The following is a 16,756-nucleotide window of genomic DNA, read 5'->3' as shown; positions in this document are numbered from 1 at the left end:
CATCTGCTCCGGCCGGCCCGCCCCCTCCACCCGCTGGACGGAGATGAGCTTGTCGAGCGGGACCTGCCGGTCCACCGTTCCACCGAAGTCGATACGGCCGCTCTCCCCGTCCAGCGCGGCGGCGCCGTGGATACCGCTGAGGGCGTACCAGACGGCCGCCGGGGTCAGGGGAATGTCGGGGGCGGTGTCCTGGAGGCGGGCGATGGCCTTGAGGTAGAGGTTCACCGCGTCGAAGGCGAGGGAGGCGTGCCCGTCCAGCGAGGTGTCCTCGACCTGCCGGCACTCGTCGCGGAACAACTCCTTCATCGTGCTGTACAGATCGCTGCGGCCGTCGCAGGAGGCCGGGCCGACGGTGAAGTCGAGGAACTCATAGGGGACGCGGGGGTACGCCTTGCGCCGGTCCGGGTCGGCGCCGAGGCGGGCCACGTCGTCGCCGCCCAGGAACCAGGGCGGGTTCGAACCGCAGGTGTCGTTGGTGGCTCCCAGGACCGTCTCGAAGTCCTCGCTGCGCCCCGCGAAGAAGATCATCCCCTGGTAGCCGCACGCCTCTTCGCCGATGGTGCGCGCACCGGTGCCCGAAGAGGTCCCGGAGGATGCCGAGTCGGGCATGTAGCCCCGCTCCTCCACCCCGAAGCCCGCCGCCTTGAACGACGCGACGGCGTCCGCGCGCAGGTTCGCGCTGTACTCGTCGCTCCGGTCCAGTGAGTACACGACCCGTACGGTGCGCTGCTTCAGCTTTCGCACGTCGGCGAGGTGGTCCGCGTACGCGGCGGCGACCGTCGCCTCGCGCCGGTTCTGCGGCGAGACCTGGTAGTACAGCGCCGACTCGTCGGGGAGGGCGTCCGCGGACAGGGTCGTGGCGACCATCGGCAGCCCGGCCCGGGTGAGTTCGTGGATCGTCGTGATCGTGGCCTTGCGGCTCTGGTCGAGTCCGGTGACCCCGACGATGGTCGGGTCGGTCCGCATCATGCCCTTGATCAGGCGCGCGACATCGGCTCCGGATCCCATGCCGATCCCGGCGCTGGCCGGGAAGACGCGCAGCAGGGGTGCGTTGTCCTCCCCGTTCTTCTTGAGCTGCCGGTACTGCGCGCTCGCCGCGCCCTGCAACTGCTCGCGTGCGTACGACAGCGTGTCGGACGACTGCCCTTTGCGGGTGCTGAGCAGGGCGGAGAGGTGGACGAGCGTCACGAGCGGCCGGGAGGGGTCCGCGGCGTGCTGCCGTTCGGCCTGTTCGTTCTGCTCCGCGATGGTGCGGAGGGTTTTCCGGACGCTCGGATCGGTGGAGCCGAACGCGAAACCGTGCGGGGCGACTCCGACGCACTGCTGCGCGGCCGACTGCCACCGCACGGTCCGCGCGTCGGGGTCGGAACGGTTCAGTCCGCAGTGCTGCCGCTGCCAGGCCAACTCGTTGGCGACCCCGACGGCGACCCCGCCGGCGAGCAGCGCGAGCGTGGTGCCCGCGACCACTGCGGTCATGGCGCGCCCCGCCCAGACAGGCGTACGGGGCACCGTCAACCGGCGCGCTATGGAGGTGCGTTCGCTCTGTGTGTCGAGATCGGGGTCATCGTCCCGGAGCGGTGCCGGAATCCGCACCGGCAGGTACCAGAACTCGGCGTCCCGATCGCCTCCGGCGTCCCGCAACCGCTGGCACCAGGCGTCGTACGGGCCGGGGTCGCTCGTCAGTTGACGGACCCGCACGGGTTCGAGCAGATCCTCGTGGCGGCTCGTCACCAGAAGCAGCGGATCGAAGGCACCCTGGTCGTTGCGCACTTCGGCGAGCAGCCGGACCAGTTCCTGCCCTCCGTTGGACTCGCTCACTCCTTTCAGGAGCGCCACGCAGTAAGCCGTACGGCGGTGGGCGCGGCGTCGCCACGGCCGGCGCCGGTAGGCGACCCGCAGATCCTCCAGAAAGGCGTTGATCATCAACTTGCTGATCTGCCGCGGGTCTTCACGCCCCCACCGGGGCTGGGTGAGCCGTACGGCGAACCCGATGAAGGTGCCCGGATCTCCCGGCGCCATGTACGGCTGGCGCAGCAGCCAGCGGTATTCGCTGCCCACACCGCGCCAGACCCGGAACCAGATGACCGGCAGCAGGTGCAGTCCGAGGAGATACGCCCACCAGGGCACATGTCCCTGGAGCGAGACCTCGGTACTCGGGCTGCGCATGAACCCGAACAGCCATCTGCGCTCCAGTTCGCGGTCGCGCAGACGCCGCAGCACGATCTGCCCGTGCTCGCTGTTCGGCTGCTGCACCGTGTCCGTCATCTCCAGCAGCCAGTTGACGAGCCCCAGCCGTTTGAACCGCACGCTCCGGTCGAGCCCGTAGCGTGCTGAGGAGAACTCCGCGGCCAGCTCGACGAGGATGCGCCGGTACATCTCGGCACGTTGCCACTCGGGAGGCAGCAGGTTCGGAGCGGACGGATCTCCCCGCTCGGCGACGACCTTGTCCCAGATCCTGTCCATGTCGACGGATTCGTGGGGGACGGACCGGGGCTGGGCCGCCCGCAGTGCCTGTCCGACCTGCTCGGCGAGGCCGTCCTGGTGATCGCCGAGCAGGCTGAGTATGGGGAGGCCGTCCCGCCCCGGCACCTCGCCGGGCGCCTCGCCCTTCCTCGGCCGGGACACGAGTCTGCCCAATAAGCCGAAGAGCCGGTCGCCATGCTCGAAGACGGATTCCACGGGAGCCCCCGATTACCTGGTGATCGCCCGGCGCGCCCGTAGGCACCGGAAGTGGGCCAACACCTTAGTGATCGGAGGACGTCGCTCTCCCACGCGTCACAAAGCCTTTACATGCCCTGCGTGGCGGAGCACACCAGGGGGATGCGCTCCGCCCACCCGCCTCAGGTCGTACGCCGCCGCCGAGCACCGGGCCGACGCTCACTGGGCCGGGTAACCGGATCGCCGGCTTCCTGCGCGGCAGCTCTCCGCCGAAGCCCGAAGTTCGCCAACGCCTCGGCCAGCTTGTGCACGGACGGCTCCGGGGCCATCACATCCACCCGCAGCCCATGCTCCTCGGCCGTCTTCGCCGTAGCAGGACCAATACACGCGATCACGGTCACGTTGTGCGGCTTGCCGGCGATCCCCACCAGGTTCCGCACCGTGGACGACGACGTGAAGAGAACGGCGTCGAAGCCACCCCCCTTGATCGCCTCCCGCGTGTCCGCAGGCGGCGGCGAGGCCCGCACGGTCCGGTAGGCGGTCACGTCGTCGACCTCCCACCCGAGCTCGATGAGCCCGGCGACCAAGGTCTCCGTAGCGATGTCCGCACGCGGCAGGAACACCCGGTCGATCGGATCAAAAACGGGGTCGTACGGAGGCCAGTCCTCCAGCAGCCCGGCCGCGGACTGCTCCCCGCTCGGCACCAGGTCCGGCTTCACACCGAAGGCGATCAGCGCCTTGGCGGTCGACTCCCCCACAGCGGCGACCTTGATCCCGGCAAAGGCACGAGCATCGAGCCCGTACTCCTCGAACTTCTCCCGCACGGCCTTGACCGCGTTCACAGAGGTGAAAGCGATCCACTCGTACCGGCCGGTCACGAGTCCCTTGACCGCCCGCTCCATCTGCTGAGGCGTCCGCGGCGGCTCGACGGCGATCGTCGGCACCTCGTGCGGAACGGCCCCGTACGACCGCAACTGGTCGGAGAGCGACGCCGCCTGCTCCTTCGTCCGCGGCACGAGCACCTTCCAGCCGAACAGCGGCTTGGACTCGAACCACGACAACTGGTCGCGCTGCGCGGCGGCGGACCGCTCACCGACCACGGCTATCACCGGCCGGCCGCCTTCGGGCGAGGGCAGCACCTTCGCCTGCTTCAGCGTCTGCGCGATCGTCCCGAGCGTCGCGGACCAGGTCCGCTGACGAGTGGTCGTACCAGCCACTGTGACCGTCATCGGGGTGTCCGGCTTGCGACCCGCAGCCACCAACTCACCGGCGGCCGAAGCCACGGAGTCCAGCGACGTGGAAACCACAACCGTGCCGTCCGACGCCCCCACCTCCGTCCAGCACCGGTCCGACGCGGTACGGGCGTCCACGAACCGGACGTCCGCGCCCTGCGCGTCCCGCAGCGGAACACCGGCATACGCGGGCACACCGACGGCCGCGGCGACACCCGGCACGACCTCGAAAGGCACACCCGCGGCGACGCAGGCGAGCATTTCCTCGGCGGCGTACGTATCTAGTCCGGGGTCCCCGGACACCGCACGCACGACCCGCCTGCCGCCCCGCGCGGCCTCCATGACAAGATGTGCCGCATCCCGCACAGCGGGTAGGCCAACGGTTGTTGACGCACCGTCAACAACCGTTAGTTGAGGCGTGCCTGTGCCCGGGAACGGGTCCGAAGAAGGACCCGGATCCGGATGCACGACGGCTACGCCGGGTCGGGCGTGCGCACGTACGACGTCGAGCACCTCGTGCTCGGCGACGAGAACGTCCGCGTTCGCCAGCGCCTCTACGGCGCGCAGTGTGAGCAGTCCCGGATCTCCGGGTCCGGCACCCAGGAAGGTGACGTGCCCGTGTTCCGGACCGGCGGCGGGAAGAGTGGTGGGGCTCACTTGGCTTGCTCCCCCATCAGACCGGCCGCGCCCTGGGCAAGCATCTCGGCGGCGAGTTCGCGACCGAGCGCCAGTGCTTGGTCATGCGTCTCGGGCACGGGACCGGTGGTGGACAGCTGCACCGTACGCGAACCGTCGGTCGTGCCGACTATTCCGCGCAGGCGCATTTCCTTGACAATCTGCCCGTCGGCCAGCAGGTCGGCCAGCGCGCCCACAGGGGCGGAGCAGCCGGCCTCCAGGGCGGCGAGCAGGGACCTTTCGGCGGTCACGGCGATCCGGGTGAACGGATCGTCGAGTTCACCGAGTGCCGCGATGAGGTCCGCGTTGTCCGCGGCGCACTCGATCGCCAGGGCCCCCTGGCCGGGGGCGGGCAAAACCGTGTCGACCGACAGGAAGTCGGTCACGTCGTCGAGGCGGCCGATCCGGCTCAGTCCGGCGGCGGCCAGGACGACGGCGTCCAGCTCACCGTCCCGTACGAAGCCGACGCGGGTGTCGATGTTCCCGCGGATCGGGACCGTCTCGATGTCGAGGCCGTGGCTGCGCGCGTACGCGTTCAGCTGGGCCGTGCGCCGCGGGGAGCCCGTACCGATGCGCGCCCCACGGGGCAGGTCGGTGAACTTCAGGGCGTCCCTGGCGACGATCACGTCCCGCGGGTCCTCACGCTCCGGAACGGCGGCGAGCACCAGCTCCGCGGGCTGCGTCGTCGGCAGGTCCTTCAGCGAATGAACCGCGAAGTCGACCTCACCGCCGAGCAGCGCGTCCCGCAGCGCGGTCACGAAGACCCCGGTGCCGCCGATCTGGGCGAGGTGCTCGCGGGAGGTGTCGCCGTAGGTGGTGATCTCGACGAGCTCGACGGGCCGTCCGGTCACCTGGCTCACGGCGTCCGCCACCAACCCGGACTGGGCCAGAGCGAGTCTGCTCCGCCTGGTCCCGAGCCTCAGTGCCTTCTTACTCATGCTGGCCCTCGGTTCTTACTGTTCTCGTTCTCAGAGTCTTCTACGGCCCGGGAGACGGAGGCCACCGTCTCCTGGTCCAGGTCGAACAGCGTGCGCAGCGCGTCCGCGTACCCGGCGCCGCCGGGCTCGGCCGCGAGCTGCTTGACCCGCACGGTCGGCGCGTGCAGCAGCTTGTCGACGACGCGTCGCACGGTCTGGGTGATCTCCGCGCGGTGCTTGTCGTCGAGGCCGGGCAGCCGTCCGTCGAGCCGGGCGATCTCGCCGGCCACGACCTCGGCGGCCATGGCGCGCAGGGCGACCACGGTCGGCGTGATGTGCGCGGCCCGCTGGGCTGCCCCGAAGGCCGCGACCTCGTCGGAGACGATACGCCGGACCGCGTCCACGTCCGCCGCCATCGGAGCGTCGGCGGAGGCCTCGGCGAGCGACTCGATGTCCACCAGCCGCACCCCGGCCAGCCGGTGCACGGCCACGTCGACGTCCCGCGGCATGGCGAGGTCGAGAAGCGACAACACCGGCGCGGGGCGCGGGATGTGGGCGACGGGCTCGGGCCTGCGGCGCTCGGGGATCCGCCCGACCGCGGCGGCCATGGCGGCGAGTTCGGTGATGAGTTCGGCCTCGGCCTCGGGCGTACGCCGGGCCGCCTCACGCCGGTCGAGGGCGCTGCCGCCGACCCAGGCCGCGTGCTGCTCCAGCGTCGCCGCGTCCATCCCGGCCACGGCGGCCTCCCCCATCACGGAGAAGCCACTCGCACCCTGCACCGCGGACAGGTCCAGCGGACACCCGTCCTCGGTCCCGACGGACGTCGGCGGAAGCTCTTCCCGCACGACCTCCGCTACGGCCGTACGACCCACCGTGGCGTCCTGCGGCACCCGGCCCTCGACCGCTCCGGCGACCGCGTCGGCCGTCAGGACCAAGCCCGTCGCGCCGGTGCAGGACACGGCGACATCGGCACGTGTCAGCTCGAACGGCACCGAATCCATCGGTACCGCGCGGGCGGACACGTCCGTTTCGGGGCTCTCGGTGATGATCTGGGCAAGCCGCTCGGCACGGTCGGAGGTGCGGTTGGCGACGACGATCTCGGCGACCCCGGCACGCGCGAGGGTCGCGGCGGCCAGCGACGACATGGAGCCGGCGCCGATCACCAGGGCGCGTTTCCCCTTGGCCCAGGCTTCAACTGCCGTGCCGGAGGAGAGCTGTTGAAGGCCGAAGGTGACCAGGGACTGGCCCGCGCGGTCGATGCCGGTCTCGGAGTGGGCGCGCTTGCCGACGCGGAGGGCCTGCTGGAACAGCTCATTCAACAGCCGCCCTGCGGAGTGCAGTTCCTGTGCCTTGGCGAGGGAGTCCTTGATCTGGCCGAGGATCTGGCCCTCGCCGACCACCATCGAGTCGAGGCCGCAGGCCACCGAGAAGAGGTGGTGGACGGCCCGGTCCTCGTAGTGCACATAGAGATAAGGAGTGAGCTCGTCCAGGCCGACGCCGCTGTGCTGGGCGAGCAGCGTGGACAACTCCGCGACGCCCGCGTGGAACTTGTCCACGTCGGCGTAGAGCTCGATGCGGTTGCAGGTGGCCAACAGCGCGGCCTCGGCGGCCGGTTCGGCGGCGACCGTGTCCTGGAGGAGCTTGAACTGGGCGTCCGCGTTCAGCGTGGCCCGCTCCAGGAGACTGACCGGCGCGCTGCGGTGGCTCAGCCCGACGACGAGGAGACTCATGCCGGCATCACGGCGGGGACGTCCCCGTCAGGGCCCTGCTCGGCGGAGTCGCCACGGCGCGCGGCGGCCGGGTGCGCCGCCTCGTTGGCGGCCTCCTCGCCGGCCTTGCGCTGCTCGTGGAAGGCGAGGATCTGCAGCTCGATCGAGAGGTCGACCTTGCGGACGTCGACGCCGTCCGGGACGGTCAGCACGGTCGGCGCGAAGTTCAGGATGGACGTCACACCGGCGGCCACGAGGCGGTCGCAGACCGGCTGGGCGGCACCGGCGGGGGTCGCGATGACGCCGATGGAGACGCCGTTGTCGCTGATGATCTTTTCCAGCTCGTCCGAGTGCTGCACCGGGATGCCCGCGACGGGCTTGCCGGCCATCGCCGGGTCGGCGTCGATGAGGGCGGCGACCCGGAATCCGCGGGAGGCGAACCCGCCGTAGTTGGCGAGCGCGGCGCCGAGGTTTCCGATACCGACGATCACGACCGGCCAGTCCTGGGTGAGGCCCAGCTCGCGGGAGATCTGGTAGACGAGGTACTCGACGTCGTAGCCCACACCGCGGGTGCCGTAGGAGCCGAGGTACGAGAAGTCCTTGCGCAGCTTCGCGGAGTTGACCCCGGCGGCGGCCGCGAGCTCCTCGGAGGAGACCGTGGGCACCGAGCGCTCCGAGAGTCCGGTCAGCGCGCGGAGGTACAGCGGGAGACGGGCGACGGTGGCCTCGGGAATCCCTCGGCTACGGCTCGCCGGTCGGTGAGTTCGGCCAGTTGCCACGGTGCTCCTGCGGGTAGAGCGGGGCTGTGGGCGGTCACACGTACCCAGACCGCCCCGTCGGAAGCAGGCTATGTCTTTGTGAACGCGTGCACAAAGATGGTGTCCGATTTGCCCGGCCAACGTGACCGGGGTCACGCACACGCGTCCCAGGCGTATTCCAGGGGGCAAAACCGCCACACTCCTCGTAATTCCCGCCCCCGAGACCAAACCGCCGTCGATCCTAAGCGACGTTCGGGTGCGCGTTGAACTACTTGGTCAGTTCCCGGCGCAGCCGGCCCTCGTCCACCCGCCAGAAGGTGTGCTGTTTCCCGTCGATCAAGACGACCGGGATCTGCTCCCAGTACTCGTCGTGCAGTCGCTGGTCCTCGGTGATGTTCTTCTCCTCCCAGGGGACCCCCAGGTCGGCGCAGACCTTCTCCACGACGAGCTGCGCGTCCTCGCAGAGATGACAGCCGGGCTTGCGGATGAGGGTGACGAGATGACTCATGCACACCATTCTCGCGCCACCGGCGCACTTCTTTAACGGCCCGGTCGCGGAGAGTTCACAGCCTCCGAACCTCTCGGCTCCGGAACCACCGAACAAACTGGCTATGCTCACGACATGGCCGCTCTCGGATGGCTCACTCCCCGTAGGCGCTCCGCCACGGCGCGGAGCGTGTTGGCAGGCGAGGCCTCTGCGGAGGCAGCGCGCAAGTCGTCGCAGGACGCGCAGGACATACAGGATGCCCGCGCGGACGAAAAAGCGGCGGAGGAACCGGAGTTCCCGGTCCTCGGCGACGACAGAGCCGCGGCCTTCTTCGACCTGGACAACACCGTCATGCAGGGCGCGTCGATCTTCCACTTCGGCCGGGGCCTGCACAAACGGAAGTTCTTCGAGACCCGCGACCTCCTCAAGTTCGCCTGGCAGCAGGCCTGGTTCAGGCTCGCCGGCTTCGAGGACCCCGAGCACATGCAGGAGGCGCGCGACTCCGCGCTGTCCATCGTCAAGGGCCACCGCGTCGCCGAACTCCAGTCGATCGGCGAGGAGATCTACGACGAGTACATGGCCGAGCGCATCTGGCCCGGCACCCGCGCCCTCGCCGAGGCGCACCTCGCCGCGGGCCAGAAGGTGTGGCTCGTCACAGCGGCCCCGGTGGAGATCGCCAACGTGATCGCCCGCCGCCTCGGCCTCACCGGCGCGCTCGGCACGGTCGCCGAGTCCGTCGACGGCGTCTACACCGGCAAGTTGGTCGGCGAACCCCTGCACGGCCCCGCGAAGGCGGAGGCGGTACGGGCGTTGGCGGCGGCGGAGGGCCTGGACCTGTCCCGCTGCGCCGCGTACAGCGACTCGCACAACGACATCCCGATGCTCTCGCTGGTCGGGCACCCCTACGCCATCAACCCGGACTCCAAGCTGCGCAAGCACGCGCGCGAGCTGGACTGGCGGCTGCGCGACTACCGCACGGCCCGCAGGGCGGCCAAGGTCGGCATCCCGGCGGCGGCCGGCGTGGGCGCGGTGGCGGGCGGCACGGCCGCGGCGATCGCTTTGCATCGCCGACGCCGGTGACGCGGTAAACACGGCCAATCCACGAGTCGTACCCGCGTAACCCCCTGTCCAGTCACGTTGGCTGCACACGGCCACAACACGCCCCGGTCCCTGACTGAATTCGGACCGTTCTGATCAACAACCGGTCACTCTGCGGTACTTGATCGGGCGTCAACCGGTTACAGAAGCGACGTAATCGATGATTTGAGCAACTGGGTGTAGCAGCGCCTGCACGAAGCGTTATTCTCCTCAGACGCAATCCGGTACCCCTCCGTCGCTACGACGGGTGAATGTTCCGGTACTGCACGTGATGGAAGCTCTGCCTCTGGGAGTCCCGTGTACCCACACGTCGGGGTTGACGCCTCGGGCCTGGCTACGCTGCGCGCAACGGTCCAAGACCTGTTGCGCGGCTTCGTCCCCACCGCGTACGCCGTCCCCGCCGCCTTCGCCACCACCGCACCCGTAGGCCCGTGCTATGCACTGGCCGACGGCGGCGCGGCTGTTGGCAGACGAGGGCGCTCGGCCGGCGCCGCCACCGCACGCCGTCCGGCCGCTGACAGCGACAGCGCCCGGATGATGGCCCTAGTGGAGCGTGCCCAGGCCGGCGAAGCCGACGCCTTCGGCCGCCTCTACGACCAGTACAGCGACACTGTGTACCGGTACATCTACTACCGAGTGGGAGGCAAAGCCACCGCCGAGGACCTCACCAGCGAGACCTTTCTGCGCGCCCTGCGCCGCATCGGCACGTTCACCTATCAGGGTCGCGACTTCGGCGCCTGGCTGGTGACGATCGCCCGCAACCTGGTCGCCGACCACTTCAAGTCGAGCCGCTTCCGGCTGGAAGTGACCACCGGCGAGATGCTCGACGCCAACGAGGTCGAGCGCTCCCCCGAGGACTCCGTCCTGGAGTCCCTCTCGAACGCCGCACTGCTCGACGCCGTACGGCGGCTCAACCCGCAGCAGCAGGAGTGCGTCACGCTCCGCTTCCTGCAGGGCCTCTCCGTCGCGGAGACCGCCCGCGTGATGGGCAAGAACGAGGGCGCGATCAAGACCCTCCAGTACCGGGCCGTGCGCACTCTCGCCCGGCTTCTCCCGGACGACGCCCGCTGACGGCATACGCTCGGTAACGCCCAACTCGCGCTCAGTGAAAGTCCGTTGAGTTCGCGGTCGGATCATCCGTCGTCCGTAACCCAAGTGCCGCGCCACTCGTTGTGCGGGATACAGGCTCCCTGTGGTCACACCCTGCCCCTCTCCGATCACTCGATCGTGTGGATGTGGTCAGGCTGTGCAACCCTCAGGACCCCCTGGGGAGTCGACCGTCATGACGCGAGAGGAGGTGCCGCCAGTGATCGCGAACGTATCGGCGCACCGGCGGGCGAACGCCTTCGCCCAGGCCCTGGAAGAGGAGCAGTCCGACCAGGGCACGGCGGCCGAGCAGTCCGAAGGACCGGCCCCGGCCCCGGCTGCTGCGGAACAGACCGAGCAGGGCCGCATGCTGGCCTTCGCCACCGGTCTCGGCGAGCTGCCCAAACCCGTGCTGGACCCCGAGGTCAAGGTGGTCCAGCGGGCTCAGCTGGTCGCCGCGTTCGAGGCCATGCTGCAGGGCGAGGCACCCGAACCCTCGGTACCGGAGCAGCGGTCCCCCCGGTCCCGGGGTGCGCACCGGGCCACCGGTCTGGGCAAGCTGCGACCGCGCACCCGGCTCACCAAGGGCCTCGCGGCCGGCGGACTGAGCGTCGGGGTCGCGGCGGGTGCCTTCGGCGGAGTGGCCGCGGCGAGTTCGGGCGCCCTGCCCGGTGACTCGCTCTACGGCCTGAAGCGCGGCATCGAGGACTTCAAGCTCAACTACCTGTCCGACGGCGACGACCAGCGCGGTGTGGCCTACCTCGACCAGGCGTCCAACCGCCTGGGCGAGGCACGCCGGCTGATCGAGCGGGACCGCAGTGGCCACCTCGACCACGAGCAGCTCGGCGAGATCCGCCGCACGCTCGCCGGGATGACCCACGACGCGTCCGAGGGCCACCGCCTGCTGCACGAGGCGTACGAGCAGGACCCGAACTCGCTGGGCCCCATCCAGGCCCTCTCCGCGTTCTCCCGCTCGCACCGCGAGGCCTGGGGCGCCCTGCGCGACCGCCTCCCCGTCCAGCTCGGCGACGTCAGCGACCAGGTCTCCTCGGTCTTCGACGCCATAGACGAAGAGGTCGCCCCGCTCCAGTCGCTGCTCCCCCAGCCCCCGGCGACGACCCCCGGCACCGGCAAGCACCGGGCTCCGGGTACGGCGTCCACGGGCGGCTCCACCGGCACCCACCGCTCGACGACACCGAGCACCACCGACGGCTCCGCGGAGACCGGCCACTCCAGCACCCCGAGTTCGTCCGCCACCACCGGCGACGGCCTCCTCGGCGGCAACACGGGCGGCCTCCTGGACCCCCCGAAGACCTCCGGCACGGAGTCGCCGTCCACCGGCAAACCCTCGATCACCGAACCGGACGTCACACTCCCGCCCCTGCTCCCGGGCTTGCTGCCGGGCTTGGGCATCGACAGCGAGGACGCGAACTAGCCCGATGGGCGCCCTTCCAGCGAGGGGCGCCCATCGCTTTTAGGGGCGCGGGGCTGTATTGATTTGCGGCTACCGCCGCGTGGGCGCGACCAGCCCCCACCGGCCGTCTTTAGGGGCGCGGGGAACTGCGCGACCAGCCCCCACCGGCTTGCAGCCAAGGAACTTCGGAACCAAAAACTAGAAAAACACCGACCGCCGCTGCACCAGCAACTTGTAGAGCGTGTGCTGGATCTGCTCCCTCACCTGATCCGTGAGGTTGAACATCAGCATCGGATCCTCGGCCGCCTCCGGCGGATAGCCGTCCGTGGGGATCGGCTCGCCGAACTGGATCGTCCACTTCGTCGGCAACGGGATCGCACCGAGGGGACCCAGCCACGGGAACGTCGGAGTGATCGGGAAGTACGGGAAACCCAGGACCCGGGCGAGGGTCTTGGAGTTGCCGATCATCGGGTAGATCTCCTCGGCCCCCACGATCGAGCACGGGATGATCGGCGTGCCCTTGCGCAGGGCTGTGGAGACGAAGCCGCCGCGTCCGAAGCGCTGGAGTTTGTAGCGCTCGCTGAACGGCTTGCCGATGCCCTTGAAGCCCTCCGGCATCACACCGACCAACTCGCCCCGTCCCAGGAGCCGTTCGGCGTCCTCCGCGCAGGCGAGGGTGTGACCGGCCTTGCGGGCGAGTTCATTGACCACCGGGAGCATGAAGACGAGGTCCGCCGCGAGGAGCCGGAGGTGGCGGCCCGCGGGGTGGTTGTCGTGGACCGCGATCTGCATCATCACGCCGTCCAGCGGCAGCGTCCCGGAGTGGTTGGCGACGATCAGCGCGCCGCCCTCCTCCGGGATGTTCTCGATGCCCTTGACCTCGACCCGGAAGTACTTCTCGTACAGCGGGCGCAGCGCCGGCATCAGGAGCTCGTCGGTGAGCTCCTCGTCGTAGCCGAAGTCGTCGACCTCGTAGTCCCCGGTCAGCCGGCGGCGCAGGAAGTTCAGGCCGTGGGCGACCCGGCGCTCCAGGCCGCTCGGGCCGTCGTCGTCCGGTGTCTTCTCCGGCTCGTGCTCCTCACGCGTCACAGGGACATCATCCTGCGCGAAGTCCCGGCCCGGCAGGGGCTGGACCTCACGGACCAGCGCGGGCTCTCCGTTCTTGCGCCGGTTCCCCGTGCTCCGGCGCCGCTGCGGCCGCTGCACGCCGTTCGCGCGGGACCGGTCGTCGTCGAACGGAATGACCTTGGCATCCGCCATCGTTGATGCGCTCCTCAGTTGGCGCTCGGCGTCGGGGGGTGGCCACTGCCCGGCCTGGACAGCGTGGCGATCCGGTCGACGGCCCCCGCGAGGACCTCCGGCGGCAGCAGCCCCGGGCCCTGGCTGCGCGCGAAGTCCGCGAAGGTCTCGGCGGTCGTGTACTTCGGCTTGTACCCCAGCGTCTCGCGCATCTGGACCGTCGACACGACCCGGCCGTGGGTGAGCAGCCGGATCTGTTCCGGGGAGAAGTCCGTCATCCCCAGCGTACGCACCAGGGAACCGGCCCAGGTGACCGCCGGCAGCAGCAGCGGCACGGTCGGGCGGCCCAGGCGCCGGGAGCACTGGGAGAGCAACAGGACGCCGTCCCCGGCGATGTTGAAGGTGCCGCTGTTGAGCGTGCCCCGCTCCGGCTCGTGCGAGGCGATCCGCAGGACGTCGATCACGTCGTCCTCGTGCACGAACTGCAGCCGCGGGTCGTAGCCGAACACGGTCGGCAGGACCGGCAGCGAGAAGTACGACGCGAGCGGTGAATCGGCCGTAGGACCAAGGATGTTGGCGAAGCGCAGCACGCACACGGCGACGTCGGGGCGGCGGCGGGCGAAGCCGCGCACGTATCCCTCGACCTCGACGGTGTCCTTCGCGAAGCCGCCGCTCGGCAGGGACTTCGGCGGGGTGCCCTCGGTGAAGACGGCCGGGTCGCGCGGGGCGGAGCCGTAGACGTTCGTGCTGGACTTCACCACCAGGCGCTTCACGACCGGCGACTTCTGGCAGGCGCCCAGCAGCTGCATGGTGCCGATGACGTTGGTCTCCTTGACCGTGGTCCGGCTGCCGCTGCCCAGCGCGGTGCCCGTCACGTCCATGTGCACGACCGTGTCGGCGCCCGACTCGGCGAGCACCCGCGCGATGGTGGGCTGCCGGATGTCGGCCTGGATGAACTCCGCGCCCCCGAGATGGTGTCCGGGCGCGACCGCGTCCACGGCGATCACCCGGTCCACCTGAGGGTCACGCTGGATCCGTCGTACGAACCGGCCCCCCAGCTGTCGGGCCACTCCGGTCACGAGCACGACCTTCCCCAAGATCAGCGCCTTCCTTCTGAGTTACCCGTGTGCGGCCAACCTAGCGGTTCGGTGTTGCGCTGTGATGACCGCCCGACGGACGACGTTCCAAGTACCCGCATTCGGCACATGACTCGGACATGGGCGCGGAAATAACTGTGGCCCCCCACCGAATTCGGTGGGGGGCCACAGGAGACGCTCTCGCGGCGCCGCGTCGCCTACTTCTTGTTACGACGCTGCACGCGCGTGCGCTTCAGCAGCTTGCGGTGCTTCTTCTTAGCCATCCGCTTGCGCCGCTTCTTGATAACAGAGCCCACGACTACCCTCGCTCACTTCTCATCACTCGGTGCTGGGCATCATGGGCCCATACGACCTACAAGGGGCCAGCCTACCCGTCCGAGCGCTGAGGTCGTAATCGAGGTATCGCCTCAGGCTGTCTCCACCCCCACATAACTCTCGCGAAGGTACTCGTGTACCGCTTGCTCGGGGACGCGGAAGGACCGCCCCACCCGGATAGCGGGCAGATGACCGCTGTGCACCAACCGGTACACGGTCATCTTCGACACTCGCATCACCGAGGCGACCTCCGCCACGGTAAGGAACTGAACCTCGTTCAGAGGCCTCTCGCCAGCTGCAGCCATGACACACCTGAACCTTCCGCACTCGACGGTCACCGGCTTCCCCTTCCGGTGACTCTTCGTCGTTGCGTGCTCACTCCCCAATGTAGGGGCGTGTGATGCGAGTGGGGAAGAGGTGCACCCATCGGCGGCCATCGGAGGCCTACTGTGACAGACACGCTCGATTGAGTACGTAGCGGGTAAGCGGGCGGTAGTAATCGGATCGCACGGCGTCATCAAGTGGAACTGCCACGGACACCGACCCCTCGGCCTCACCCACGAAGAGCGCGGGGTCGTCGGTATCCGCCAGCCCAATGGCCTCAAACCCCAGCTGACCTGCTCCGCAGACCCATCCGTGGTCTCCGATCACCAGTTCCGGAAGCACCCCGCCGGCCTCCGCCGCCGCACCCAGCACGGTACGAACCGGGAGCGGTGAGTGCGTGTGTGCGCCGGGCTCACAACCGGTGCGTTCGGGACCCGGTTCACGGACCAGCCCGACCCCCTGGACGTAGTCAAGGTTGTACGTGCGTAGACCGAACCGGGTCGTTATGTCGACACAGCGACCATGCGCTGGGGTGAGAACAGCACACCCCGCCGCCGACAAGGCGTCCGCCAACGCGGCGTAGAACCCGAGCAGTCGATGCGGATGCCCGGTGCCGAGAAGCACCGCCCCGCCGCGCTCCGCTACCTCCCCCAACCGATCGGCGAAGGCGTCCAGGGCGGCCAAAGTCCGCTCCGGATCGATCACATCATGCCCGGAAGTGTGCGTCGGGTCGGCCGAAACCCCACACTTGTCCGCCATCAACCCGATCAGATCCTTCTGCCCCCACGTCCATTCGGGATCGAGTCCGATCAGCACCCGGGGGTCCCGCGCGGCGAAGGCGCGATAGCTCCGCAGACTCTCCTCCCGCGAGGTGGCCACGGGTCCGGCCAGCCGGGCGGCCAGCAGATGGGCGCGGAGGGCGCCGGTGGTCAACACGAGGGCGATGGTGACGGACGGCGGCCCCGGCCACGGCCGGAACCCCGGAAACTCCGCGCGGTTGGCGTAACACCGGTGACAGGACGGTGACACAACAGCCCACAACTGTCCTACGGCTTCCCGGGTCTCACCCTGCGTGGGACGGAACGACCAACCGTCCCAAGCGAGTTGACCATCACACCAGCAGGGGGAACACGAAAATGAAGCTGTCCCGACGCACCACGACTGCCGCCGCACTCACCGTCCTGGCCCTCGCCGGCACGGCAGCCGCCACCGCCCCGGCCTCGGCAGCAACCTCCACCACCAAGGCGGCAGCCGCCGCCACCTACAACGGCGCCTGCGGAACCGGCTACAAGGTCATCGACTCCACCCCGGTCGGCAACGTCGGCAAGGTCTTCCTGACCTGGAACGAGTCCACCGGCAAGAACTGCGCCGTGACCATCCGCAACGCCCCGGGCGCGAAGATCTTCATGGCCGTCGAGCTCAACATCAGCGTCGGCCACGAGAGCACCCCGGTCGTCGACAGCGGCCAGTACACGTCCTACGCCGGCCCCGTCTACATGTCCGCCCGCGGCTACTGCGCCGAGTGGTACGGCGCCATCGGCACGGCCACGGGCGGCGACTCCGGCCACTGCGGCTGACGGACCAGACCTCACATCCAACGCCGGACGGGCATTTCCAGCCCGTCCGGCACCCTTTCCACGCAGGCCGCCACCATCCAGCCCGTCCGGCGTTTGAGGACGAGGCCGTCCAGGCCGAAGCGGGGGTCTGGGGGCGGCAGCCCCCAGTGATGGGACGGGTAGGGGCGGCG

The 16,756-nt window shown here is 69.7% G+C and carries 15 protein-coding genes; 4 read left to right on the top strand and 11 right to left on the bottom strand.

All coding sequences use genetic code 11. From position 1 onward, the window contains the following. The 6 genes from AC31A1_RS28985 to AC31A1_RS28960 form a co-directional block, all read right to left on the bottom strand. Positions 1-2,679: hypothetical protein (locus AC31A1_RS28985; RefSeq protein WP_489656156.1), on the bottom strand; the 2,679-nt coding region annotated here is incomplete at its 3' end. A gap of 161 nt (positions 2,680-2,840) precedes the next feature. After that, positions 2,841-4,547, bottom strand: coding sequence for a bifunctional uroporphyrinogen-III C-methyltransferase/uroporphyrinogen-III synthase (locus AC31A1_RS28980; RefSeq protein ID WP_489656155.1), 1,707 nt, complete (start codon positions 4,545-4,547; stop codon positions 2,841-2,843). Continuing rightward, entirely contained in the window at positions 4,544-5,503 is a 960-nt protein-coding gene (hemC, locus tag AC31A1_RS28975; protein ID WP_489656154.1) for a hydroxymethylbilane synthase, read from the bottom strand. The genes AC31A1_RS28980 and hemC overlap by 4 nt, the downstream gene beginning before the upstream one ends. Beyond that, complete coding sequence (locus AC31A1_RS28970) at positions 5,500-7,212, bottom strand: glutamyl-tRNA reductase (protein ID WP_489656153.1); 1,713 nt, start codon at positions 7,210-7,212, stop codon at positions 5,500-5,502. Before AC31A1_RS28970 ends, hemC begins: the two co-directional genes overlap by 4 nt. Beyond that, the gene (locus AC31A1_RS28965; RefSeq protein ID WP_489656152.1) at positions 7,209-7,970 is read right to left on the bottom strand and encodes a redox-sensing transcriptional repressor Rex; all 762 of its coding nucleotides are present in this window, start codon (positions 7,968-7,970) and stop codon (positions 7,209-7,211) included. The genes AC31A1_RS28970 and AC31A1_RS28965 overlap by 4 nt, the downstream gene beginning before the upstream one ends. Before the next feature lie 247 nt (positions 7,971-8,217). After that, on the bottom strand, positions 8,218-8,457 hold the full coding sequence (locus tag AC31A1_RS28960) for a glutaredoxin family protein (RefSeq protein ID WP_489656151.1): 240 nt from the start codon (positions 8,455-8,457) through the stop codon (positions 8,218-8,220). Positions 8,458-8,571: 114 nt separating this feature from the next. Between AC31A1_RS28960 and AC31A1_RS28955 the strand changes: the two genes are divergently transcribed. The 3 genes from AC31A1_RS28955 to AC31A1_RS28945 all read left to right on the top strand — a co-directional run bounded on the left by AC31A1_RS28955 (position 8,572) and on the right by AC31A1_RS28945 (position 12,055). Then, positions 8,572-9,516, top strand: a complete 945-nt coding sequence (locus AC31A1_RS28955; RefSeq protein WP_489656150.1) for an HAD family hydrolase — start codon at positions 8,572-8,574, stop codon at positions 9,514-9,516. A 315-nt stretch (positions 9,517-9,831) separates the two neighbouring features. Beyond that, positions 9,832-10,605 carry an ECF subfamily RNA polymerase sigma factor, BldN family gene (locus tag AC31A1_RS28950; protein ID WP_489656149.1) on the top strand — a complete coding sequence of 258 codons (774 nt, stop codon included), beginning with the start codon at positions 9,832-9,834 and terminating at the stop codon, positions 10,603-10,605. A gap of 235 nt (positions 10,606-10,840) precedes the next feature. Further along, positions 10,841-12,055, top strand: coding sequence for a DUF5667 domain-containing protein (locus tag AC31A1_RS28945; protein WP_489656148.1), 1,215 nt, complete (start codon positions 10,841-10,843; stop codon positions 12,053-12,055). 177 nt (positions 12,056-12,232) lie between these two features. Here AC31A1_RS28945 and AC31A1_RS28940 read toward each other — a convergent pair whose 3' ends face one another. The 5 genes from AC31A1_RS28940 to AC31A1_RS28920 form a co-directional block, all read right to left on the bottom strand. Continuing rightward, on the bottom strand, positions 12,233-13,294 hold the full coding sequence (locus tag AC31A1_RS28940) for a lysophospholipid acyltransferase family protein (RefSeq protein WP_489656147.1): 1,062 nt from the start codon (positions 13,292-13,294) through the stop codon (positions 12,233-12,235). A 14-nt stretch (positions 13,295-13,308) separates the two neighbouring features. Continuing rightward, positions 13,309-14,370 (bottom strand): NAD-dependent epimerase/dehydratase family protein, encoded by a 1,062-nt coding sequence (locus AC31A1_RS28935; protein ID WP_489656146.1) that lies wholly within the window; start codon positions 14,368-14,370, stop codon positions 13,309-13,311. Between the two features lie 197 nt (positions 14,371-14,567). Continuing rightward, complete coding sequence (locus AC31A1_RS28930) at positions 14,568-14,666, bottom strand: 30S ribosomal protein bS22 (RefSeq protein WP_003948845.1); 99 nt, start codon at positions 14,664-14,666, stop codon at positions 14,568-14,570. Between the two features lie 111 nt (positions 14,667-14,777). Further along, positions 14,778-14,990 carry a helix-turn-helix domain-containing protein gene (locus AC31A1_RS28925; protein WP_004984898.1) on the bottom strand — a complete coding sequence of 71 codons (213 nt, stop codon included), beginning with the start codon at positions 14,988-14,990 and terminating at the stop codon, positions 14,778-14,780. A 139-nt stretch (positions 14,991-15,129) separates the two neighbouring features. Continuing rightward, positions 15,130-15,945 (bottom strand): phosphatase, encoded by an 816-nt coding sequence (locus AC31A1_RS28920; RefSeq protein WP_489656145.1) that lies wholly within the window; start codon positions 15,943-15,945, stop codon positions 15,130-15,132. A 200-nt stretch (positions 15,946-16,145) separates the two neighbouring features. On the opposite strand from AC31A1_RS28920, the gene AC31A1_RS28915 reads away from it, so the two are divergent. After that, the gene (locus tag AC31A1_RS28915) at positions 16,146-16,586 is read left to right on the top strand and encodes a spore-associated protein A (RefSeq protein WP_489656144.1); all 441 of its coding nucleotides are present in this window, start codon (positions 16,146-16,148) and stop codon (positions 16,584-16,586) included. Positions 16,587-16,756 lie beyond the last annotated feature (170 nt).

It is taken from the genome of Streptomyces sp. P5F9, assembly GCF_057961495.1.
Note: the sequence above shows the minus strand (reverse complement) of the source record. Positions and strands in the feature narration are given on the sequence as shown.

Excerpts from the sequence above, each read along its gene's own strand:
- hemC (WP_489656154.1), bottom strand. The coding sequence starts at position 5,503 with ATGAGTAAGAAGGCACTGAGGCTCGGGACCAGGCGGAGCAGACTCGCT.
- AC31A1_RS28970 (WP_489656153.1), bottom strand. The coding sequence starts at position 7,212 with ATGAGTCTCCTCGTCGTCGGGCTGAGCCACCGCAGCGCGCCGGTCAGT.
- AC31A1_RS28960 (WP_489656151.1), bottom strand. The coding sequence starts at position 8,457 with ATGAGTCATCTCGTCACCCTCATCCGCAAGCCCGGCTGTCATCTCTGC.
- AC31A1_RS28955 (WP_489656150.1), top strand. The coding sequence starts at position 8,572 with ATGGCCGCTCTCGGATGGCTCACTCCCCGTAGGCGCTCCGCCACGGCG.
- AC31A1_RS28940 (WP_489656147.1), bottom strand. The coding sequence starts at position 13,294 with ATGGCGGATGCCAAGGTCATTCCGTTCGACGACGACCGGTCCCGCGCG.
- AC31A1_RS28925 (WP_004984898.1), bottom strand. The coding sequence starts at position 14,990 with ATGGCTGCAGCTGGCGAGAGGCCTCTGAACGAGGTTCAGTTCCTTACC.
- AC31A1_RS28915 (WP_489656144.1), top strand. The coding sequence starts at position 16,146 with ATGAAGCTGTCCCGACGCACCACGACTGCCGCCGCACTCACCGTCCTG.